Source organism: Agromyces excoecariae, assembly GCF_051715505.1.
Lineage (GTDB): Bacteria > Actinomycetota > Actinomycetes > Actinomycetales > Microbacteriaceae > Agromyces.
Window position 1 is genome coordinate 51,762 of sequence record NZ_JBPSLA010000019.1, and the last position, 22,036, is coordinate 73,797.

Consider the following 22,036-nt stretch of genomic DNA (forward strand, 5'->3'; position numbering starts at 1 on the left):
GCACTAGCGTTCGTCGCATGGGCCCGCGCATCCGGTCGTTCGCCGTCGTGGCGTTCGTCGCGATCACCGCGGCGGTCGCCGCCGTCGCCGCCCTGAACGGCGGCGCGCTGCCGCCGCTCGACGTCGTGTTCGTGTCGATCCTCTTCGCCTTCCTCGGCCTCGGGGTGCGCGCGGCGGTCCTCGCGTGGCGGTCCGCGCACCGCGCCGCCTCGCTCGCGTCGGCGACCATCGGGCGCTCGCCGGAGGAGGCCGCCCGGGCCGCGGTCGACGAGGAACGGGCCAGGATGTCCGCGGACATCGAAGCGGTCGTGCGTCGCGCCGTACTCGGCATCCGGGCGCACGCCGCCGCCCTTCCGTCGACCCTCCGCCCCGCGGCCGCGGACTCGGAGGACGACGACCGCGCGAACTCCGGGCACGACCTCGCCGCGGCCGCCCCGGGCGACCCCGCGACCGCCGGCGCGACGACCCCCGCCTCCCCTGCCGACGTGCCCGACCTCCTCCGCGCGATCCAGCACGACGGCCGCGCCGCGACGGCCGAGCTCCGACGCCTGCTCGAGCTGCTGCGGGCGCCCGGCGGCGACGGCGGCCCCGTGCCCGCGGAGGCGGAACCCATCGCACCGCCGCGCCCGCGCCCGGGAGCGCTCGACCTCGTCCTCGCCGCTCTCGCGGTCGCGGTGTGCCTGCTCGAATCGCTGGCCGGTCCGGCACTCGACCTCCGCGGCCCGTCCGTCCTCGCCGTCCTCCTGGGCGTCGCCGCCGCTGCAGCGACCCTGGCCTGGCGGGTGGACCCCGGGGCCGCGCTCGCCGTCCAGGCGGCCGCGGTGGCGGTCGGCGCCGCCCTCGGGACGCCGGTCCGGTTCGGGACGTGGACCGTGCTCGCGTTCGGTCTCCCGATGTGGGCGGCCGTCGCGCGCCCGCGACGTGGGCCGCTCGCGGTCCTCGGTCCGGTCGCCCTGGCCGCCGTCGGCGTCTGGTCGCAGATGGTGTGGTCGCCCGAGAACGTCGGCATCCTCGTCGTCATGCTCGCCGCGGCCGCGCTCACGGGGTCCGCGAGCCGGGTGCTCGATGCCCGCCGTCGGCGGAGCGCCGCCCGCGCCGCCCGGCACGAGGCGATCCTCGATCGCGAGGCCGGCGCTGCCGTGCAGCGCGACCGGATCGCGACCGCGCGTGAGCTCCACGACGCGGTCTCCGCCTCGATCGGGGTCATCATCATGCAGGCCGGCGCGGCGGAGCTCCGGTGGGCCTCCGACCGAGACGCGGCCATCCGGGCGATCGACGTGGTCGTCGCGGCCGCCGACCAGGCCGTCGATGAGCTCGACGACCTCATGCCGCGGCTGGCGGGCGCGACGCTCGGCGGCTCGGCCGACCGCGGCCCGGCCGACCTGCCGTCGCTGGTCGAGCGGATGCGCCGCGCCGGCGTGCACGTCGACGCGATGCTCCAGGACCCGCCGCCCGACCTCCCCCGCGACCTCGCCGAGACCGCCTATCGGATCGCGCAGGAGGGCGTCGCGAACGCGGCGCGGCACGCACCGGGGTCCCGCATCGCGCTCCGCCTGGCCGTGGTGGGCGACGCGGTGGAGGTCTCGGTGGTCGACGACGGCGCGCGGGCCGCACCGCGATCGCGCGGCGGGTACGGGCTCACCGGGCTCGCCGAGCGCGTGGCCGACGTCGGCGGCGAGTTCGCCGCCGGTCCGCGAGCCGACCGGGGATTCCGGGTGATGGCGCGGCTGCCGCTCGTGCACGTGGACGGAGCGCGCGGGTGACCCGCCTGATCCTCGTCGACGACCACGAGCTGCTCAGGAGCGGGCTCGTCTCGATCCTGGAGAGCGACCCCGACCTCGAGGTGGTCGCCGTCTGCGACGACGGGCCGTCGGCCGTGGGCGAGGCGGCCCGCCTGCAACCCGACCTCGTGCTCATGGACGTCGAGATGCCCGGAGGCGACGGCATCACGGCGATCGGGCCCGTCCTCGCCGCGGCCCCGTCCGCCCGGGTCATGGTGCTCACCATGTTCGACCTCGACGACTACGTCGCGGGTGCCCTGCGGGCCGGCGCGTCGGGGTTCCTCATCAAGACCACGCCGCCGCGCGAACTGATCGCCGCGGTGAAGGCCTGCGCGGCCGGCGAGTCGACCTTCGGGCCGAGCGTCGTGGCCCGGCTCGTGCAGAGCTACGTCGAGCGCCCGACGGCGGAGGCGGCCCCGGCCGGAGCCGCCGAGATGACACCGCGCGAGCGCGAGGTGCTCCGCGCCATGGCGCGCGGGCTCTCGAACGCGGAGATCGGCGCCGAGCTCTTCCTCGCGGAGACGACGGTGAAGACGCACGTCGCGCGCGTGCTCCTGAAGCTCGGGGTGCGCGACCGCGTGCAGGCCGTGGTCGTGGCGCACACGTCGGGGCTCGCGGGCTGACGCCGGGCCGTCGAGGTCCCGCCGCGCGGGCGGGCGGCCGCCTCGCCGGCCGTCAGCGCCGCGCGGCGTCCGGCCGCGCCGACCCGGACCCGACGTCGGCACGGCCGGTGTCCACCGCAGCCCGGGCGTCGCGCCGGCCGCCGATGGCCCGCAGGGCGGCCAGGATCGTCGCGAGGTCCACGAGCTCCTGCAGCAGCGCGCCGGCGGTCGCCGGGATGAGCCCGAACGCGGCCACCAGCATGAGCGCGACGCTCACGATGATGCCGAGCCAGATGGACTGCAGGGCGATGCGCACGGTGTCGCGGCCGATCTCGACGGCCTTCGCAGTGCGGGAGACGTCGTCGACGAGGATCACGGCGCCCGCGGACTCGCTCGCCGCCGTCGCGCCGCGCGCCCCCATCGCGATGCCGACGTCGGCGGCCGCGAGCACGGGCGCGTCGTTGACGCCGTCGCCGACCATGATCACCGGCCGCTCGGCGATCCCGGCCACCTCGTGGACCTTGTCGGCGGGCAGGCACTCGGCCCGCACGCGCTCGATGCCGAGCTCGGCGGCGATGTGGTCGGCGGTCGCCTGCGCGTCGCCCGTGAGCATCATGGTGTGGTGCACGCCGAGCTCGTCCAGTCGTTCGAGCGTGGCGGCCGCGTTGCCCCGCAGGCGGTCGCGGGCGAGCAGCGCCCCCGCGTACCTGCCATCGACCGCCACGTAGATCGCCAGCTCGCCGGGGGCGATGTCGGTGCGCCGCGAAGACGGGGCGTGCTCGGCGACGAACGCGAACTTGCCGACGACGACCTCGTGCCCGTCGATGCGGGCGACCACGCCGTTCGTCGCCGCCTCGCGCGCGGCCGCCGCCTCCGCGAGCGGGATGCCGCGCCCGGTCGCGGCGTCGATCATCGATGCCGCGAGCACGTGCGAGGAGTACTGCTCGGCGGATGCCACGAGCCCCAGCAGCTCGTCCTCGCCGTACGGCGGCTCGGGCCTGACGGCGACCAGCTCGGGCGAGCCGTGCGTCAGCGTCCCGGTCTTGTCGAAGACCGCCGTACGGGCGCGGGAGAGCTGCTCGAGGACGCCGCCGCCCTTCACGATCACGCCGTTGCGCGCGGCCCGGCTCATGCCGCCGATGAAGGCGACGGGCGCCGCGATGAGCAGCGGGCAGGGCGTCGCCAGCACGAGCACCTCGGCGAACCGCACCGGGTCGCCCGAGATCCACCACGCGGCGCCGGCGAGCAGCAGCGAGAACGCCGTGAACGGCACGGCGTACCGGTCGGCCAATCGCACGACGGGCGCCTTGCTGGCCGCGGCCTCGGCGACGAGCGCCACGATCTGCTGGTACTGGCTGTCGGCGGCGCGGGCGGTCGCGACGATCTCGATGGCGGCCGGGCCGTTCACCGACCCGGAGAGCAGTTCGTCGCCGGCGTGCTTCTCGACGGGGATGCTCTCACCCGTGATCGACGACTCGTCGACCGACGCCTCGTCGGAGCGCAGCGTGCCGTCGACGGGCACGATCTCGCTCGGGCGCACGAGCAGGACGTCTCCTGGCCGTACTTCGTCGACGGGCACGTCCACGAAGTGGTCGTCGACGACCCGGTGCGCGCGCTGCGGCGCACGCGTCAGCAGTGCGTCGAGCTCGCGCTTGGCGCGACGGTTCGCGTAGTCCTCGAGCGCCTCCCCGCCGGTGAGCATGAGGACGACGATGAGAGCGGCGACGTATTCCCCCACGACGACCGTCGCGACGATGGCGGTGACCGCCAGGATGTCGAGCCCCCAGTGGCCGCGCAGGATGTCGCGCACCATGCCGACCGCCTGCCACGCGGCGATCGCGAGCGCGTACCCGCTGAAGATCCACGCGACGAGCCAGCCCTGCCCGGAGAGCGCCAGCACGATGCCGACGAGTCCGATCGCGAGCGTGAGCGAGACGACCGGATAACGCCGGATGAGACGGATGCCGCGGGCCATTCCCCCATCCTCGCCCACTCCCTCGACCCGACCGCGACGAAGGTCCGTTCGCGCGGTGGAGTGCCGGTCGATCCCGTACTCCACCGCAGGAACGGCACTCGGATGCGCGCGAGGGCGAACGAGGGGTCCCGGACACGGCGAAGGGCCGGATGCCCGAGGCATCCGGCCCTTCGAGGTGCGAGCGCGAGGCTCAGGCGGCCAGGCGCGCCTTGAGGTTCGCGTCGATCGTGTCGAGGAACTGCTCGGTCGTCTGGAACTCCTGCTCGGGGCCGACCAGGAGCGCGAGGTCCTTCGTCATGGCGCCGGACTCGACCGTCTTGATGATGACGTCCTCGAGGGTGTGCGAGAAGTCGATCAGCTCCTGGTTGCCGTCGAGCTTTCCGCGGTGCGCGAGGCCGCGCGTCCAGGCGAAGATCGAGGCGATCGGGTTGGTCGAGGTGGGCTTGCCCTGCTGGTGCTGGCGGTAGTGGCGCGTGACCGTGCCGTGCGCCGCCTCGGCCTCGACGATGCTGCCGTCGGGCGTGGTGAGCACGGAGGTCATGAGGCCGAGCGAGCCGAATCCCTGCGCGACGGTGTCGGACTGCACGTCGCCGTCGTAGTTCTTGCAGGCCCAGACGTAGCCGCCCTCCCACTTGAGCGAGGCCGCGACCATGTCGTCGATGAGGCGGTGCTCGTAGGTGATGCCGGCGGCGTCGAACTTCTCCTTGAACTCGGTGTCGAAGACCTCCTGGAAGATGTCCTTGAAGCGGCCGTCGTAGGCCTTCAGGATCGTGTTCTTCGTGGAGAGGTAGACCGGGTAGTTGCGGTCGAGGCCGTAGTTCAGCGAGGCGCGCGCGAAGTCGCGGATCGACGCGTCGAGGTTGTACATGCCCATCGCGATGCCCGAGCCCGGCGCCTGGAAGACCTCGAACTGCTGCGGCTCGGAGCCGTCCTGCGGGGTGAAGGTCATCGTGAGCGTGCCGGGGCCCTCGAACTTGAAGTCGGTGGCACGGTACTGGTCGCCGAACGCGTGGCGGCCGACGATGATCGGCTTGTTCCAACCGGGGACGAGCCGCGGGATGTTCGAGATGATGATCGGCTCGCGGAAGATGACGCCGCCGAGGATGTTGCGGATGGTGCCGTTGGGCGAGCGCCACATCTTCTTCAGGCCGAACTCCTCGACGCGCGCCTCGTCGGGCGTGATCGTCGCGCACTTCACGCCGACGCCGTGCTTCTTGATGGCGTTGGCGGCGTCGACCGTGATCTGGTCGTCGGTCTCGTCGCGCTTCTGGATGGAGAGGTCGTAGTACTCGAGGTTGACGTCGAGGTACGGGTGGATGAGCTGGTCCTTGATGGCCTGCCAGATGATGCGGGTCATCTCGTCGCCGTCGAGTTCGACGACGGTACCTTCGACCTTGATCTTCGACAAGGGGCGGTCTCCTTGGGATCTCGTGGGATTGCTTGGGAAGCGAGGAAGTCTCGGGGGTGTCCGGACACGCCGTCGACCAGCTTACCGCGTCGTCGGAATATCTCGACATCGAGAGATCGAACGGCTCCGAGCCGCGGTCCTCCGGCATCCCATCCGGATGCATGGGGTTACCCGCGCGTCACGTCATCCGGTTAGGCTGCGATGCATGGCTGATCTGCGACTCGAAGAACTGAACGCGACGAACATCGTCGCCGCGAACACCCTGTCGCTGAAGCCGGGCCAGGAGCAGTTCATCGCGCCGGTCACCTACGCCGCCGAGTCGTCGGTCGTGAACCCCGCCACCGCGTGGCAGCGCGTCGCGCTCAGCGACGACAAGGTCGTCGGGTTCATCCACGGCAACTTCGACCCCGAGAACGAGCACGAGGAGTTCCGGGCCTGCATCTGGCGCATCAACGTCGACGCCGAGGCGCAGGGCAAGGGCGTCGGCCGCTTCCTCGCGCACGCCCTCGCCGAAGAGGCGAAGAGCCGCGGGTTCGACCGCATCACCGTGCTGTGGGAGCCGGGCGAGGGCGGACCGGGCGAGTTCTTCCACCGCATCGGCTTCCGCGACGTCGGCGAGACCCAGTACGGCGACGTCATCGGCGCCCTCGAGCTCGGCGACTGACCCGGCCATCCACGGCCTGGTCGGGGGCGACGGATGCCGCGTCACGGCGAGGGCTTCGTCGACGCCGTGCTCGCCGTGGTGTCCGACATCCCGCCGGGCACGGTCATGACGTACGGCGACGTCGCCGCGACCCTCGGCTCGCGCGGCGCGCGGGCGGTCGGCCAGGTCATGGCGCGCTACGGCGGCGACGTGCCCTGGTGGCGGGTCGTCCGCGCCGGCGGCCGACCGCCTGCGGGACATGCCGACGCCGCGCGCGAGCACTACCTCGCCGAAGGCGTGCCGATCCGCTCGGTCGACGACGAGGACGGGTACCGGATCGACCTCGCGTCCTGCCGCTGGCGCGGCTGATCGGGGTCAGAGGTCGGCGGGAGAACCGATGACGCCGGGTGAGACGGTCGTCGCCGGATCCGGCGCCGCGGCGGCATCCGGCGGCTCGGCCCCTGGGTGGGCGGCGACGAGGAGGCCTGCGCCCGATCCCGGGAGGACCTCCGAGGCCTCGAGGTGCGCCGGCATCCGGATCGTGACCGACGTGCCCGCGCCGAGCGGGCTGTCGAGCTCGACCGACCCGCCGACCGCGTCGATGCGGTCGACGATCCCCAGCATCCCGGTGCCGCGGTCGAGCGAGGCGCCGCCGACGCCGTTGTCGCGGATCGACAGCACGAGCTCGTCGCCCTCCACGTAGGCGCGCACCCACGCCCGCGTGGCCTTCGAGTGCTTGGCGACGTTCGCGAGCGACTCGGCGACCGCGAAGTACGCCGTCGACTCGACGAGCTCGGCGAGTCGCCCCTCGGGCTGGACCGCGATGTCGACCGGGACCGGGCATCGTCCGGCGAGCTCGGGCAGCGCGAGCGCGAGACCGCCCTGCGACAGCAGGCTGGGGTGGATGCCGTGCGCGAGCTCGCGGAGCTCCTTCAGGCCCTGGTTCAGGGTGCCGATCGACTGCTCGAGCTCGCCGGCGACCGCATCGTCGCCCGAGGCGCGCGCGGCGTTCGCCGCGATGCGCAGCTGCATGCCCACCGCGACGAGATGCTGCTGCGCGCCGTCGTGGAGGTCGCGCTCGATCCGTCGGCGAGCCTCGTCGCCCGCCTCGACGATGCGCTGTCGCGACTGGCGGACCTGCTCGAGCGTGCGCTCGATCTCCGACCTGAGCCGGCCGTTGTCGACCGAGAGCCGCAGTGCGCTCGAGACGCCGTCGAGCAGGCGCATGTTGTCGGTGAGCACGCGATCGTGGCGGATCAGCGCGATCGGCAGGCCGCTCGGCGACGCGACGGGCAGGATGCTGTGGCCGCGCCCCGCTTCGGCGGAGTCGATCGGACGCCCGGCGGCGTCGACGTACCGCCCACGCTCCTCGTCCCACCAGAACACCCGCACGGAGTCGTCGCGGAGCGTGCGCGCGAGCGACTCCGCCCACAGCCCGCGATCGGCGCCCTCGCGCGTGATGCGCATGAGGTCGGCGACGCGGGCGCGCATGTTGCGGGCATGCGCGATGCCTGCGACGAAGCACACCGGCACCGACGCCATCGCGATGAGCGACACCGTCTCGAGCGCGAGGTTCGCCGGGACGCCCGTCGCGTAGCGGACCATCTGGGCGGCGAGGGTGCTCACCCACGACAGCAGCGCGACCGGCATGAGGAACGCGACGGTGCGAGCGGGCACGCTGCCTCGCACCCAGCGCAGCAGCAGCCGGATCGCGATCGCGATCGCGAGTGCGACGCCGATGAAGCGGTACCCGATGTCGACGATGACGAACACGGTCGGCGCCTCGGCGACGCGGTAGGGGTTCGGGACGCAGTCGCAGGGCACCGAGTCGGGTCCGGCGAGCGCGAGCACCGTGAAGAAGTTCACGACCGTCGCGACGAGGGCGGTCGTCGCGATCACGCGGTCGAAGCGGTCTCCGAGCCCGCCGCGTGGATAGACCAGCACGAGGATGCCGGCGACCACCGCCCAGCCGAGGTCGATGCCGCGCAGGATCGGCCAGAGCCATCCGAGCGATTCGATGACCGGATAGAACGCCTGCGGGATCCAGAACAGCACGAACGCGATCATCAGCCGCGCCGGGACCGGGTTCGGCCCGATCGCCCAGGCGACGCCCGCGCAGGCCGCGAAGACCAGCGGCACGATCGCGTGCACCGTCGTCCAGGACAGCTCCGGCCGCAGCGCCTCCGGCGTGGCGAGGTAGCCGGAGACCTCCATGAACAGGCTGATGGCCACGACCGTCGCGATCACGGCGGTTCGACGCGCGATTCGCCCGCGGCGGCCGGGGGCCATCACAAGGGCATCACCTCTGGCCGAGGAGCGTGAGCACCGCGAGCACGCGGCGGTGGTGCTCGGGCGACTCCTCGAGGTCGAGTTTCTGCAGGATGCTGCGGACGTGCGTCTCGACGGTCTTGAGGCCGAGGAACAGCGTCTGCGCGATGCCGCCGTTCGAGTACCCCTGCGCCATCAATTCGAGCACCGACCGCTCGCGTTCGGTCAGCCGCGCGAGCGGGTCGTCCGCGCGGGTCCGCTGGACGAGTTGCTCGACCACCTCGGGGTCGACGACGGAGCCGCCCGACGCGACGGTCTGGACCGCGCGCACCAGCGTCTGCGGCTCCGAGACGCGCTCCTTCAGCAGGTAGCCCGTGCCGCTGCCCGCGCCCATCACGCGGAGCGCGTATTCGGGCGTGGCGTACATCGAGAGCAGGAGGATGCCGATCTCGCTGCCGTCGGCGCGGATGCGCTCCAGGGCGACGATGCCCTCGTCGCGGTGGGTCGGCGGCATGCGGATGTCGAGCACTGCGGCGTCGAGGTCGAGGTCGTCGATCGTCGCGAGCAGCTCGTCGGCGGTGCCGACCGAGGAGACGACCTCGATGCCGCCGCCCTCGAGCACCTTCGCGATCCCCTCGCGGAGCAGCAGCGCGTCGTCGGCGATGGCGACCCTCAGCGGCCGTTCCTCCGTGCGCTCAACCATCCAGGCACCTCCATTCGAAGGCGTGCGTAAGCCCCCGACGTCCATGCGCCGCCTTCTGCCGAGAATACGCGCCGCGCGGTGGACCCGGGGGACCCCGTTGTGGGGACAGCCCCGTGCATCCGAGGCGACAGCCGTGCCACGCTTGGGTCGGGTCGCGCACCCTGCCGACCGCGCCGACCCCCGAGGCGCAACCCCGCGCCGCCCACCCGAGGAGCGTCATGGTCCGACCCGGTCCGATGCCGGAATCCGCCCCCGCCCCGCGATCGACCGGCGCGCCGACGTCGGCGACCCCGTCCGACGTGGTCGCGCCGACCGGCGTCACGACCACCGGGCGGCGCGTCGGGCTCGTCGTCGTCCGGAGCGGCGAGCGCGTCGCCGACGTGCTCGCGCGTCGACCGGGCGCGACCCCGTCGTTCAACCGGACGCTGCGTGTCGCGCTCGCGATGCGCGGCGGCGTGAGCCTCGCGGTGTGGATCGGCGGGACGGTCGCCGAGCTCGACCTGCTGCGTCGCATCCGCCTCTACGACGTCGGCGACGAGACGCTCGCGTTCGTGCCCGAGACGCCGGGGCGGCCGCTGACCGAGCCCGTGCGCCTGCGGCTGCAGGCCTACGCGGAGATGATGGATGCCGCAGGCTACGACCGCGTCGAGTTCGACCTGCTCGCGGGGGCGAGCGCCGGCGGCCTGAACGCCGTCGTGTACGCGGTGGCGCAGCGCGCCGGCACCGGACTCGACCGGCTCCTGCGCACCTGGGGCTCGGTCGGCGGCTTCTGGGGGCTGCTGCACCCGCCCGGCGCGCGGCGGATCCTCGCGCTCATGCAGGGCGAGAACTACTTCCGCGCCGAGACCGACAAGGCCCTGGTCGAGATCTACGACACCGACGACCGGCATCCCGACCTCGTGTCGGAGTACACGGCCGTCGACCTCTCCGCGACCGTGATCGACGCGAACGACGAGTACGAGGAGGACGCGAACGAGGGACGCGGGCACTTCCGCTTCGTCGGCGACGACGCCCATCGGCTCGGCAACCGCATCCCCGCCCGTCATCGGGAGCTCGAGACGACCGGCCGTCCGGTCGACCCCGCCGCGCGCGAGGACGACCTCACGAACCTCTCGCGGCTCGCGCTGGCGGCGCGATCGACGTCGTCGCTTCCCGGGGGCTTCGAACCGGCGGCGATCGACTCCTTCCAGGGCGACGCCGGATCGGGCGACGAGGCGGGCATCGACGGCGGGCCCGGTATGCGGTTCGCGTTCGCGGGTCACCGCGTCGAGGCGTCGACGCCCTACCGCGTCGTCGACGGCGCGGTGTTCGACAACGTGCCGATCGAGCGCGCCCTGCGCGCGGCCCGTTCGCGCGTGTCCGACCGTCGCGCCGACCGCGCGATGATCTTCCTCGATCCCGAACCCGACCCGCCGCTCGGCGGCCGCGTCGACTGGGACCCGAACGCCTCCCGGTTCTTCCGCGCGATCAGGTCCATGTTCGACAAGCAGCTGCGCCGGGAGTCCGTCGCCCGCGAGGTCGCGGAGCTCGAGCGCTTCAACACCGACCAGCAGGTCGCGAGGGCGCGCTTCGAGGGTGCCGCCCCGCTCGTCGCCAGCGCACTCGCCGACCCGGCCGGCGTGGTCACCCGACGACCGGCCTACCGCAGGGCGCTGGCGGTCGACCTCGCGGACCACCTGGCCGAGACGATCGCGGCACCGAGCCTGTGGCAGCTGCACTCCTCGCTCGAGCACCGACGCCGGTACCGTCCGATCCCGCTCGTCAAGCTGACGGCGATGGCGGATGCCGCGACGGACCGGGTCGCGGCGCTGTCGCCCGCGCACCGCGACGCGTTCGCACGCTCGCCCCTGGCGCTGGCGGATGCCGCGAACTGCGTCCTCGGCTGGACCCGGGCGCTGGAGGCCATGCCCTCGGAGCCGGGCGCCCGGCACGGGTTCGCCTTCGGCGAGGTCCGTGAGGCCGCGTACGCCGCCCTCACGGCCGCGATCGCGTGGCGCGACCGGGTCACGGTCCGCGTGCTGGAGGCCACGGCCGCGTTCGCGGAGCGGGGAGTCGACCCGACCGGAGACGACCTGCGCGGATGGATCGACCTCTGGCTCACCGAGAGCCGCCGCTTCCGCGAACCCGACCTGTGGGCCGGCCTCGACACGGCGGTCGCGCGACTGCGGATCGCGACGGTGAACGTCGAACGCGAGATCGCCGCGGGGAGCCGCGAGCTCGACCCGCGGTGGGCCGCGTCGCCCTGGCGTCCGCTCGCCGACGGCCCGATGCTGTCGGCCGTGGACCTGCCGCCGCTGTACCACTCGGCCGGGATCCCCCCGGCCCTCTCGAGCGTGCGCTACTGGGCGATCGGCGTCGACGAGCCGCCGGCCGACCCGCAGGAGTACCTGGCCCTGGCGCAGGACCGGTGGTTCTCGATGCTGGGCCGCACCCTGCGGACCCCCGGGCTGACGCCGGCCGACGCGGCCGCGGCGGTCGAGGCGGCCTCGGCGGAGGTCTCCCTCGACCGCGGCTCGAAGCTCGCCGGGTACGGCGTCGGCAACTTCCTCGGCTTCCTGGCCCGCGACTGGCGTGTGAACGACTGGTGGTGGGGCCGACTGGACGGTGCCGCGGGGATCGCGAGGTTCTTCACGTCGCTGGCCCCCGATGCGGTGCAGACGACCCGAGCGGTCCGGATCCTGCAGGATGCGGTCCTCGCCGAGGCGGACGAGCCCGAGGTCGTCGCGCGGGCCCTGTCACCGCTCGAACCGGTGACGGCGAACGGGCCGGCGGCGACCCGGGCACCGGGGTCCGCGTCGCTCGAGGAGGCGGGCACCGCCCGCCGGGCGCGGATGCGCGCGGGAACCGACACGATCTTCAACCTGGACCCGTCGTACCGGTTCGCGATCGCGTCGCGGAGCGTCCGGCTGTTCGACCGCGTCGTCGTCCAGCCCGTTCGCCGGGGCACCCGCTGGCTCACCTGGGCCGTCCTCTTCCTGCTGCGGCCGTTGCTCGTCCCCGTCCCGACGCTGTTCGACCCGCCGCGCCTCGCCCTGGTCTCGGGCTTCGCCGCCGCGGTCGCGTGGCTGCTGACCTGGGACGACGTCGAGTTCGAGTCGATCTGGTGGCTCGGGGTCGCCGTCGTCTCGGGCCTCGTCGCCATCGCGGTGATCGCCGGTTCCGTCGGTTCGCGCCTGCGTCACTGGTCGGCGGTCGCCGAGGCGCTCGGCGGCCGGCTCGGCGAGGCGGCGCGGCAGGCGCGCCGGCGCGCGCTGCGCCCCGCCTGGTTCATGGCGGGCGTGGCCATCGCGAGCGTGTTCCCGTTCATGATCGCGATCATCGGCAGCAACTTCCTGCTGATGATGCTCTGCCTCGGCGTCACGATCGTGCTCACGGCGATCGCCCTGCGCGCGTCGACCGCGGCCACGCGCGCGCCGATCCCAGGACGCGAAGTGCGCACGATCGGGATGATCTCGGTCTTCGCGCTGCTCGGCGGCGTCCTGCCGATCGCGCAGCTGGTGACCGAGTACGTCACGCGCGACCACACGCCGGCGGCGCTCGAGGTTCCCCGCGAACTGAACTGGGTCGCCCTCGCCGTCGGGGCGGGCGCCGTCACGGTCGCCCTCACGTGGGACTGGCTGCGGATCAGGTACCGTCCGATCGTCGTCGACGACGACAGCCGCCCCGGCACGGCCGATGGGCGTCGGGCGATCAACTGGATCAACCTCGTCAACTGGTGCACGGTGACGATCGCGTCGGTCCTCGCGGGCCTCGGCGCCTACGCGCTCGCGAAGCTCGTGACGGACGGCATCGCGCCGCTGCTCGCCGATTCGGTCGCCGCGACGGCGTTCATCGTGGTGTGGGCGAACGTCGTCTGGTGGATGCCGGACGGCGTCCGACGGCTTCCGCGCACGGACGACCGCGTCGAGCGGGCGCCGCTCGGCTGATCCGGTCCCGGGTCGGCGCGTTCAGTGGTGACCCCGATCCGTCCGGGGTGACCGCCCCGATCCGGCGCGCGCCCACCCTCGCGACGCTGGGGGCATGCTCGGATCGGAACGCGGACGCGTCGTGGGGTGGATCGCCCGGTACCTGCCGCTCGAGGTGCTCGGCACCGTGGCGGCCGTCGCCGGTGCCGCCGCCGCGTACGAGGTCACGGGCTCGCTCGTCGCCGCCGCGGTCGCCGGCACGGTCGCCGAGGGCGTCGGCTACTACGCGCTGGTCCTCGTCCGCGGCATCCGGGGCCACCTGGCCTCGCGACGCGTGCGTCGCCACCGGAGCGCCACGCGTCGGGCATCCGCCGCGGTCCTCCTCGCGCTGCGCGGCCTCGTCGCCGAGTTCGGCCCGGCCGAGGCGCTCGACACGTTCCTCGTGCGTCCGGCGCTCCTGATCGCGGCGACCGCGGCGCTGGGGCCGAACCCGACCGGATGGCTCGTCGGCAAGCTCGCCGCCGACGTCGTGTTCTACGCCGTCGCGATCGTGTCGTTCGAGCTCGGCCGTCGCCTGATCCTGCCCGACGGCGGGGCGGATGCGCCGAGCGCACCGGTCCCGGGCGCCGGGCGCCACGCCGCACCCACCGCCGGCGCGAACCGACCGGCGCCGTCGGCGCCCCGTCTGGACGGAGCCCTCCGATGACCCTCGTGCCGCAGTCTCCGTCCCGGGACCGGCTCGCGCCGACCCCGTCCGACGCTCCCGTGGAGAGGGCCGACCTGCGCCCCCGCCGTCCCCGACCGACTCGACGTCGCCTCGGCACGGCGACCGGGCCGCTGCCCGAGCTGCCGCCGCACCGGGAACTCGTCCGGCGCGAACTCGCCTCGTACGCGCAGCGCATCCGGCTCGGTGCGCTCGTGCGCGAGCACGGGTCGCCGCTGTTCCTGCTCGACGTCGACCGGGTCGCGACGCAGCTGCTCGCGCTCCGGCGGGAGCTGCCCGACGCCGCGATCCACTTCGCCACGAAGTCGCTCCCCCACCCGGCCGTGATCCGTGCGGTGCACGGCTTCGGCGCGTCCTTCGAGGTCGCCTCGCGCGGCGAGATCGACCTGCTCGAGCGCGAGGGCGTCCCGATCGGGCGGTGCCTGCACACGCACCCCGTGAAGTCGGTCGCCGACATCACGGGCGCGTACCTGCGCGGCATCCGCACGTTCGTCGTCGACAGCCCGTCGGAGGTCGCGAAGTTCGCGGGGCTCCCGACGCACGACGTCGGCGTGCTCGTGCGGCTGTCGTTCCCGAATCCCGACGCGAAGTCCGACCTGTCCTCGAAGTTCGGCGTCGCACCCGAGGACGCCGCTGCGCTCGTCGAGCTCTGCCTGCGCTCCCGCCTCACCGTGCGCGGTTTCACCTTCCACGTCGGCAGCCAGACCACGTCCGCCGCGCCGTGGGTGCGGGCGATCGCGACGACGCTGCGGCTCATGCGCGCGCTCGAGGCGCGGCACGGCGTCCGCTTCGAGCTGCTCGACCTCGGCGGAGGGTTCCCCGTCGCGTACGACGAACCGGTGCCGGCGCTCGCCGAACTCGCCCGGGGCATCCGCCCGGCCCTCGCCGCCGTTCCGGAGCACGTGCGCGTCGTGATCGAACCGGGCCGCTTCGTCGCCGCACCGGCGATGACGCTCGTCACGCGCGTGATCGGCACGAACGACCGCGCCGACGGACGCTGGCACCACCTCGACGAGGGGCTCTACGGCGCCTACTCGAACATCCCCGCCGAGGACGTGCACGCCCTGCTGTTCGCCGCGGCCGAGCTGGGCGTGCAGCCCGTCGGCGACGACGCGGCCGAGCGGGCGGCACGACGCGTGCTCACCCGGACGCGGGTGCCGGTGACGCTCGCGGGCCCGACGTGCGACAGCGTCGACGTCGTCGCGCGCCACCTGCCGCTGCCGCCGCTCGCCGACGGCGACCTGCTGGTCTCGCCGATGATGGGCGCCTACACGTGGGCGACGGCCACGGACTTCAACGGCATCGCGCGGACGCCGGTCGTCGAGGTCTCCGCGGCCTGAGCGGGGGTGCGGCGCGGTGCGCCCCGCGCCGCCCCCCCCCCCCGCCGCACCGCTACACGAGCGAGTCGCGCCATGCGGCGTGCAGCGCCGCGAACCGGCCCGTGCCGCCGATGAGGTCGGCGGGCGAGCCGTCCTCGACGATGCGGCCGTGCTCCATGACGAGCACGCGGTCGGCGATCGCGACCGTCGACAGGCGGTGCGCGATGATGACCGCCGTGCGGTCGGCGAGCAGCGTCTGCAGGCCCTCCTGCACGAGTCGCTCGCTCGGGATGTCGAGCGAGCTCGTCGCCTCGTCGAGGATCAGCACCGCGGGGTCGGCGAGGAACGCGCGCGCGAACGAGATCAGCTGGCGCTGTCCCGCCGAGACGCGGCCGCCTCGCTTGTTCACGTCGGTGTCGTAGCCGTTCGGCAGGCCCTCGATGAACTCGTGCGCGCCGACCGCCCTCGCGGCCTCGACGATCTCGTCGAAGCTCGCCTCGGGCTTGCCGAGCGCGATGTTGTCGGCGACCGACCCGGAGAACAGGTACGCCTCCTGGGTGACCATGACGATCGCGCGGCGCAGGTCCTTCGGGTGCATGCGACGCAGGTCGACGCCGTCGAGCTCGAGGACGCCGTCGGTCGGGTCGTAGAAGCGCGAGATGAGCTTCGCGAGCGTCGACTTCCCGGCGCCGGTCGAGCCGACGAGCGCGACCGTCTGCCCGGCCGGCACGTCGAGGTCGAACCTCGGCAGCACGACGCGGTCGGGCGTGTACGCGAACTCGACCGACTCGAACCGCACGTGGCCCTCGGCCGACCAGAGGTCCACCGGCTCGGACGGGTCGGGCACGCTCGGCTGCTCCTCGAGGACGCCCGAGATCTTCTCGAGCGCCGACGCGGCCGACTGGTAGGAGTTGTAGAACATCGCGAGCTCCTCCATCGGATCGAAGAAGCGCTTGGTGTACAGCACCGCCGCGAGCAGCACGCCGACCTCGAGCACCCCGTCGGCCACGCGGAACCCGCCGATGAGCAGCACGCCGGCCACCGCGACGTAGCCCATGAAGTTCAGCGCGGGGTTGTACACGGCGAACAGCCCGAGCGCCTTGGCGTTGACGTCGCGGTAGTCCTCGACGAGGTCGCCGAAGACCCGCTCGTTGCGCCGCTCCGAGCGGAACGCCTGCACCGCGCGGATGCCCGTCATGGTCTCGACGAACTGGACGATGAGCTTCGCGCTCGCGACGCGCGAACGCCGGAACAGCTTCTGCGAGCGCACCTGGAACCAGCGCGTCAGCGCGACCAGCGGCAGCAGGGTCGCGAGCAGCACGAGCCCCGAGAGCCAGTCCAGCCAGACCAGCGCGATCGCCGTGAAGAGCATGTACAGCAGGCCCCGCACGAGCTGGTTGATGCCCTCGTCCATGAGCTCGCGGATCGCGTCGAGGTCGCTCGTCTGGCGCGAGATGATCCGGCCCGACGTGTACGACTCGTGGAACTCGAGCGACAGCTTCTGCGTGTGCAGGAACACGCGCGTCCGCAGGTCGATGAGCACGGCCTGGCTGATGCGCGCGGCCATGCGGATGTACCACGCGATGAGGAACGCACCGGCGGCACCCGTCACGAGGTAGGCGAGGCCCGCGAGCCCCACCGGCAGCCAGTCCTGTCGCATGAGCGCGGGCAGGCCCTGGTCGATCCCGTACGCGATGATCGCCGGGCCGGCCACCTGGGCGGCCGTCGAGACGACGATGACGGCCATCGTCACCCAGAGCTGCGCGCGAAGCGGATGCAGCAGGGAACCGAGCAGGCGCAGGCTCCGCCGCCGGATCCAGCGGGACTCGGCCCTCGTGTACTCGTCGCGCTCCTCGCCGCGCACCCCGGTCACGGTGCTCATCGGATCGCCTCCTTCGGTTCGGACTCCTGCGGTGGTCGGGCGGCACCCGACGCGGCCGGCCGCGTGTCCAGCCCCTCGCCGTCGATCAGGTCGGATGCCTCCGCCTGCGCGCGGCGCTCCTCGTCCTCGAGGCTCGAGATGACGAAGCGGTAGTGCTCCGACTCGCGCAGGAGCTCGGAGTGGGTGCCGACCGCGGTGATGCGCCCGTCCTCGAGGAGGGCGACCCGGTCGGCGAGCATGACCGTCGACGGGCGATGCGCCACGATCAGCGCGGTCGTCGAGGCGAGCACGCTGCGCAGCTCGGCCTCGACGCGTGCCTCGGTCGCGACGTCGAGCGCCGAGAGCGGGTCGTCGAGCACGAGCACCGCGGGCTTGGCCGCCACAGCACGGGCGAGCGCGAGACGCTGGCGCTGTCCACCGGAGAGGCTCATGCCCTCCTCGCCGACCTTGGTGTCGACGCCGTCCGGCAGGTCGTACGCGAACCCGGCCTGTGCGATGCGGAGCGCCTCGTCGAGCACGCGCTCCGCCTCGGCCGAGACCGCCGGGTCCGCCGCCGCGTCGCCCGTCAGCTCCGGCCGTCCGAGCAGCACGTTCTCGCGCACGGACGCGGAGAAGAGCGTGGCATCCTCGAACGCCATCGCGATGTGGCGACGCAGTTCCTCGCGCCGGAACGCGCGCACGTCGACGCCGTCGAGCGTCACCGAGCCGCCGGTCACGTCGTACAGGCGCGTCGTGAGCGCCGTCATCGTCGTCTTGCCGCACCCGGTGAGGCCGACGAGCGCCATGGTCTCGCCGGGCCGGAGCACGAGGTCGACGCCGTCGAGCAGGTCGCCGAAGCGGTCGGGCGAGTCCTGGTAGCGGAAGTGGACGTCGGTGAACGCGAGTTCGCCGCGGGGCGACGCGAGCGCGGACGGGCGCTCCGGGTCGCGGACCGCGTTCTCGCTGTCCATGATGTCGAAGTACCGGTCCGTCGCGGTCCGCGCATCGAGCGAGAACGCGAGCAGGAAGCCGATCGACTCGATGGGCCACGCGAGCACCGCGGCGGTCGCGAAGAACGCCACGAGCTGGCCGACGGAGAGCTCGCCCTGCGCGGCGAGCTGCACGCCGAGCACCAGGCAGATCGCGAGCGCCACGGCCGGCACGATGAGGATCCACACCCAGATGTTCGCGTCGAGTCGCGCCTTCTCGATCTCGGTCGACCGGAGCTGCTCGGCCTGCGCGCGGAACGAGCTCAGGGCGTGCTTGCCCCGGCCGAACGCCTTGAGCACGCGGATGCCGTGCACCGACTCCTCGACGGCCGTGGCGAGGTCGCCCGACTGGTCCTGGCTGCGGCGCGACACCTCGGAGTAGCGCCCCTCGAACCGGTAGCCGACGATCCACAACGGGATCGAGCAGGCGAGGAACACGAGCCCCAGCATCCAGCTCATCGAGATCAGCACCACGGCCCCGACGACGATGACGACGAGGTTCATGACGAGGAGCACGAGGCCGAAGGCGAGCCAGCGTCGGATGAGGCCGAGGTCGCTCACCGCGCGCGAGAGCAGCTGGCCGCTGGGCCAGCGGTCGTGGAAGCTCACCGGGAGGTCCTGCAGCCTGGCGTACAGCGCGTCGCGCATGCGCGCCTCGACCCTGGTGGTCGGGCCGATCACGAGCCAGCGTCGCAGCGCGAACATCGCGGCCTCGCCCGCCCCGAGGGCGAGCACGAGCAGCGCGAGCGGCACGATCGCGGCGCGGTCGCCGTCGGCGAGCGGGCCGTCGACGATCGCCTCGAGCACCTGCGGGATCGCGAGGGCGATGAGCTGGGCGACCAGGTAGGCGGCCATGCTGGCGTAGATCGCGGGCATGGCGGCGCCCACGAACTCGCGCAGTCGCAAGAGTGCGCGCACCGTTCCGGTGCGCTCGGCGTGGGGAGGGTGGAGTGTGGGGTCGGTGGCGGTCACGCCGGTTCCTTCCGGGAGAGCGCGACGGGTCGCGTGGATGCGGACTCGTCGTAGGGAGACGCGGATGCCGCGCACGCGATCGCGCGCGGGCGAGAGGGGCGAGGCGTCGGCCTCGCGGGAAGAACGGCCGGCGTCCCGCCGGCTGGACGGTGCCTGGAGCTAGCCCCGGGCGACCGTGGCGGTGGTGGCGAGCGCCGGGACGAATGCACCGAACGCCGCGACGGTGCGGGCGGGAATGCCGGTGTACTTCATGTCGTCCTCCTGCGTCGTGGTCACGAGCCCTTCGCCCGCCGGATGGTTCCCCGAGCGGACAGCCCTTCAGATTATGCCCAAGGCCGAGGGTGACGCAAGACCGGAATTCGGTCGGGTGATTCCTCCGTCTGCGGACAGGATCAGGTCAGCGCACCCGCACCGACAGGCAGGTGACGCAGCCCTCGAGCTTCTCGAACTCGCTGATGTCGACCGTGACGACGCGGTAGCCCAGACCTGAGAGGAGCTCGGCGGTCTTCGGCGCAGACGCCGACATGAGCAGCGTCTCGTCGGACAGCACGACGACCGCGACGCCCTCGGGCTCGGGCACGGCGAGGAAGCGCGGGAAGAGCGCGGTGTGCTCGACGAGCGCCGGGTCTCCGATGATCGTGCCGTCGGGCAGCGCGGTCACGGCGCTCTTCAGGTGCAGCGCCTTCGTCATCGGCACGGCGACCACGGTGTAGCCGAGCTGCGAGAGGATGCCGCGGAGCTGGCGGATGCCCTCGGCGTTTGTGCGCGCGGAGGCTCCGACGTACACCGTCGACCCGACCTTCAGCACGTCGCCGCCGTCGAGCGTGCCCGGCGCGGTGATGCGCGCGATCGAGACGCCCGGCAGGGCGCGGACGGCGCGCTCGACGGCCTCGACCTCGGGGCGGCGCGACTCGGCGCCGGGGCTCCCGAGCACGGCGAGGCCGTCGAAGAACACCACGGTGTCCTCGATGAAGACCGAATCGGGCAGGTCGGGCGCGGCATCGACCTCGACGGTCTCCCACCCCTCGGCGACGAGCGCCGCGCAGTAGTCGTCCCACTGCTCGTCGGCGAGCGCCTGGTCGACGGGACGGCGCTCGAGGTGGGTGAGCTCACCCTCGTCGAGGTTCGAGGCGGGGATGCGCACGAGCGCCACGCGGCGCGCCGCGCGTCGCGGTCGATGCGCGAGCACCCATGCGGCCACGCGCGGGGCGACGAACACCTCGGCGAGCACGGCCGCGACGATGAAGAGCAGGTTCAGCCCGAGGAGGCTCGACAGCACGAGGGAGAACACCTGGGCCGAGACCTGCACCCCGCTCGTCACCACGTTGGCGCTCGCGGCGAGGAGCGTCGCGAGGACGGCGGAGGTGAGCCCGACGGGCAGTGCGAGGAACCAGGCTCGCAGCGCCCCGAGCGCGTTGCCGATGCAGAGCAGGCCCCACAGCACGACCGCGGCGAGCGCGAAGTAGGGGACGGACTGGGCGAGCACGGCGGGGTTCTGCTCGCGCGAGAGCAGGTTGGCGATGACGCCCGCACCGAACGCGACGAGCGCGACCGCCCCCGCTGAGGCCATGGCCGCGACCGAGCGGCGGGCGACGGTCGCCTGCGCGGGATCGAGGGCGGGCACGGCCGGGGGCTGGGTCGCGGGGGGCGTCATGCGGACGAGCCTATCGGCGGGCGGGAGTCGTCGCGCGCGCACCGATCCGCCGCGCTGCGCATGGTGATGGCCGGCTCGGGGACGACGGTGCGGGGCGTCGGCACGCCGACGCCCCGCACCTCCGATCAGGTCAGCGTGCCGCGTCGAGACGGGCCGCCGCGAGCCGCTCGGCGGCCTCGAGCGTGGTGATCCCGGCGGCGTCGGCGTCGCGGTGCACGGCGGCGACGACGTCGCCGATGCCGGCGATGCGACGGTCGAGCTCGTCCTGGCCGATGCCGGGCGCCGACGCGAGGTCGAGGTACACGACCCCTCCGGCGTTCACGACGAAGTCCGGCGCCCAGGCGATGCCGCGCCCGCGGAGCATGCGCGCGACGTCGCGGTCGGCGAGCTGGTTGTTGGCGGCGCCGACGACGGCCCGCACGCGCAGCTCCTGGACGACCTCGGGGGTCAGCACGCCGCCGAGCCCGCACGGGACGAACATGTCGGCCTCGACGCGGTGCGCGTCGGCCGGGGAGACCCACTCGGCCCCGAGCTCCTCCGCGAGCGCGCGCTTGCCCTCGTGCACGTCGGCGACGGTGAGGCGCGCGCCGCCTGCGGCGAGCGCCCGGGCGAGTCGTCCGCCCACCTGGCCGAGTCCGGCGATGACGAAGTGACGGCCGGCGACGTCGCGCGACCCGAAGACGTGGTCGAGCGTCGCGAGGATGCCCGCGTGCACGCCGGCCGCGGTGGCATCGGCGGGCTCGCCGACGCCGCCCTCGTGGGCGGGCAGGCCGCAGACGTGCTCGGTGCGCTCGTGGACGACCGACATGAGCTCCGCGCTCGTGCCGACGTCTTCGGCGGTCATGTAGGCGCCGCCGAGCGACTCGACCGCGTCGCCGAGGTCGAGCATCGCGTCGTGGCGGCGCGCCTCGTCGAGCGTCTCGCCCGCGGGGATGCAGACGACGGACTTGCCGCCACCACGCGCCAGGCCGGCCGCGGCGTTCTTCAGCGTCATGGCCTGCGAGAGGCGCAGGGCGTCGGCGAGCGCATCCGTCCAGTGCTCGTAGTGCCAGACACGTGCGCCGCCGAGGGCCTGCCCGAGGGCGGTGGAATGCACCGCGACGATGATCGTGAGCCCGGAACGGGGACCCCGCGTGATGAGCACGCGTTCGTGGTCGGGGGCTTCGACGGGCAGTGCGGCGTGGACCCCGTGGGAGGGGGACGGCGCGGGGGCGTGGGTGATCGACATCGAT

The 22,036-nt window shown here is 73.4% G+C and carries 15 protein-coding genes; 7 read left to right on the top strand and 8 right to left on the bottom strand.

The window, feature by feature from the left end; genetic code table 11:
• Positions 1 to 17: 17 nt before the first annotated feature.
• Positions 18 to 1,763, top strand: a complete 1,746-nt coding sequence (locus tag ACSJD1_RS17685) for a sensor histidine kinase (protein WP_438856429.1) — start codon at positions 18 to 20, stop codon at positions 1,761 to 1,763.
• Entirely contained in the window at positions 1,760 to 2,404 is a 645-nt protein-coding gene (locus ACSJD1_RS17690; protein ID WP_438856428.1) for a response regulator, read from the top strand. Before ACSJD1_RS17685 ends, ACSJD1_RS17690 begins: the two co-directional genes overlap by 4 nt.
• A gap of 52 nt (positions 2,405 to 2,456) precedes the next feature.
• On the opposite strand, the gene ACSJD1_RS17695 is transcribed toward ACSJD1_RS17690, so the two are convergent.
• Both ACSJD1_RS17695 and ACSJD1_RS17700 read right to left on the bottom strand, forming a co-directional pair.
• The gene (locus ACSJD1_RS17695) at positions 2,457 to 4,358 is read right to left on the bottom strand and encodes a heavy metal translocating P-type ATPase (protein ID WP_438856427.1); all 1,902 of its coding nucleotides are present in this window, start codon (positions 4,356 to 4,358) and stop codon (positions 2,457 to 2,459) included.
• 190 nt (positions 4,359 to 4,548) lie between these two features.
• Positions 4,549 to 5,766 carry an NADP-dependent isocitrate dehydrogenase gene (locus ACSJD1_RS17700; RefSeq protein WP_438856426.1) on the bottom strand — a complete coding sequence of 406 codons (1,218 nt, stop codon included), beginning with the start codon at positions 5,764 to 5,766 and terminating at the stop codon, positions 4,549 to 4,551.
• Positions 5,767 to 5,971: 205 nt separating this feature from the next.
• On the opposite strand from ACSJD1_RS17700, the gene ACSJD1_RS17705 reads away from it, so the two are divergent.
• Positions 5,972 to 6,430: a GNAT family N-acetyltransferase gene (locus ACSJD1_RS17705; protein WP_438856425.1), complete on the top strand. Its 459-nt coding sequence runs from the start codon at positions 5,972 to 5,974 to the stop codon at positions 6,428 to 6,430.
• A gap of 33 nt (positions 6,431 to 6,463) precedes the next feature.
• Complete coding sequence (locus tag ACSJD1_RS17710; protein ID WP_438856424.1) at positions 6,464 to 6,778, top strand: MGMT family protein; 315 nt, start codon at positions 6,464 to 6,466, stop codon at positions 6,776 to 6,778.
• 6 nt (positions 6,779 to 6,784) lie between these two features.
• On the opposite strand, the gene ACSJD1_RS17715 is transcribed toward ACSJD1_RS17710, so the two are convergent.
• Together ACSJD1_RS17715 and ACSJD1_RS17720 are read right to left on the bottom strand one after the other, a co-directional pair.
• Positions 6,785 to 8,656, bottom strand: a complete 1,872-nt coding sequence (locus ACSJD1_RS17715) for a sensor histidine kinase (RefSeq protein ID WP_438856423.1) — start codon at positions 8,654 to 8,656, stop codon at positions 6,785 to 6,787.
• A gap of 52 nt (positions 8,657 to 8,708) precedes the next feature.
• Positions 8,709 to 9,380, bottom strand: a complete 672-nt coding sequence (locus ACSJD1_RS17720) for a LuxR C-terminal-related transcriptional regulator (protein ID WP_438856422.1) — start codon at positions 9,378 to 9,380, stop codon at positions 8,709 to 8,711.
• Positions 9,381 to 9,598: 218 nt separating this feature from the next.
• Between ACSJD1_RS17720 and ACSJD1_RS17725 the strand changes: the two genes are divergently transcribed.
• From ACSJD1_RS17725 to ACSJD1_RS17735, 3 genes are all read left to right on the top strand, one after another.
• Positions 9,599 to 13,306: a DUF3376 domain-containing protein gene (locus tag ACSJD1_RS17725; protein WP_438856421.1), complete on the top strand. Its 3,708-nt coding sequence runs from the start codon at positions 9,599 to 9,601 to the stop codon at positions 13,304 to 13,306.
• A 94-nt stretch (positions 13,307 to 13,400) separates the two neighbouring features.
• The gene (locus ACSJD1_RS17730) at positions 13,401 to 13,991 is read left to right on the top strand and encodes a hypothetical protein (protein ID WP_438856420.1); all 591 of its coding nucleotides are present in this window, start codon (positions 13,401 to 13,403) and stop codon (positions 13,989 to 13,991) included.
• The gene (locus ACSJD1_RS17735; protein WP_438856419.1) at positions 13,988 to 15,349 is read left to right on the top strand and encodes a type III PLP-dependent enzyme; all 1,362 of its coding nucleotides are present in this window, start codon (positions 13,988 to 13,990) and stop codon (positions 15,347 to 15,349) included. Before ACSJD1_RS17730 ends, ACSJD1_RS17735 begins: the two co-directional genes overlap by 4 nt.
• Positions 15,350 to 15,401: 52 nt before the next feature.
• On the opposite strand, the gene ACSJD1_RS17740 is transcribed toward ACSJD1_RS17735, so the two are convergent.
• The 4 genes from ACSJD1_RS17740 to ACSJD1_RS17755 form a co-directional block, all read right to left on the bottom strand.
• On the bottom strand, positions 15,402 to 17,210 hold the full coding sequence (locus ACSJD1_RS17740) for an ABC transporter ATP-binding protein (RefSeq protein WP_438856418.1): 1,809 nt from the start codon (positions 17,208 to 17,210) through the stop codon (positions 15,402 to 15,404).
• The gene (locus ACSJD1_RS17745) at positions 17,207 to 19,150 is read right to left on the bottom strand and encodes an ABC transporter ATP-binding protein (RefSeq protein WP_438856417.1); all 1,944 of its coding nucleotides are present in this window, start codon (positions 19,148 to 19,150) and stop codon (positions 17,207 to 17,209) included. Before ACSJD1_RS17745 ends, ACSJD1_RS17740 begins: the two co-directional genes overlap by 4 nt.
• 397 nt (positions 19,151 to 19,547) lie before the next feature.
• A complete protein-coding gene (gene ddaH / locus ACSJD1_RS17750) occupies positions 19,548 to 20,804 on the bottom strand; it encodes a dimethylargininase (RefSeq protein WP_438856416.1) in 1,257 nt (418 codons plus the stop codon).
• Positions 20,805 to 20,934: 130 nt separating this feature from the next.
• On the bottom strand, positions 20,935 to 22,032 hold the full coding sequence (locus tag ACSJD1_RS17755; protein ID WP_438856415.1) for a Glu/Leu/Phe/Val dehydrogenase dimerization domain-containing protein: 1,098 nt from the start codon (positions 22,030 to 22,032) through the stop codon (positions 20,935 to 20,937).
• Positions 22,033 to 22,036: the final 4 nt, after the last annotated feature.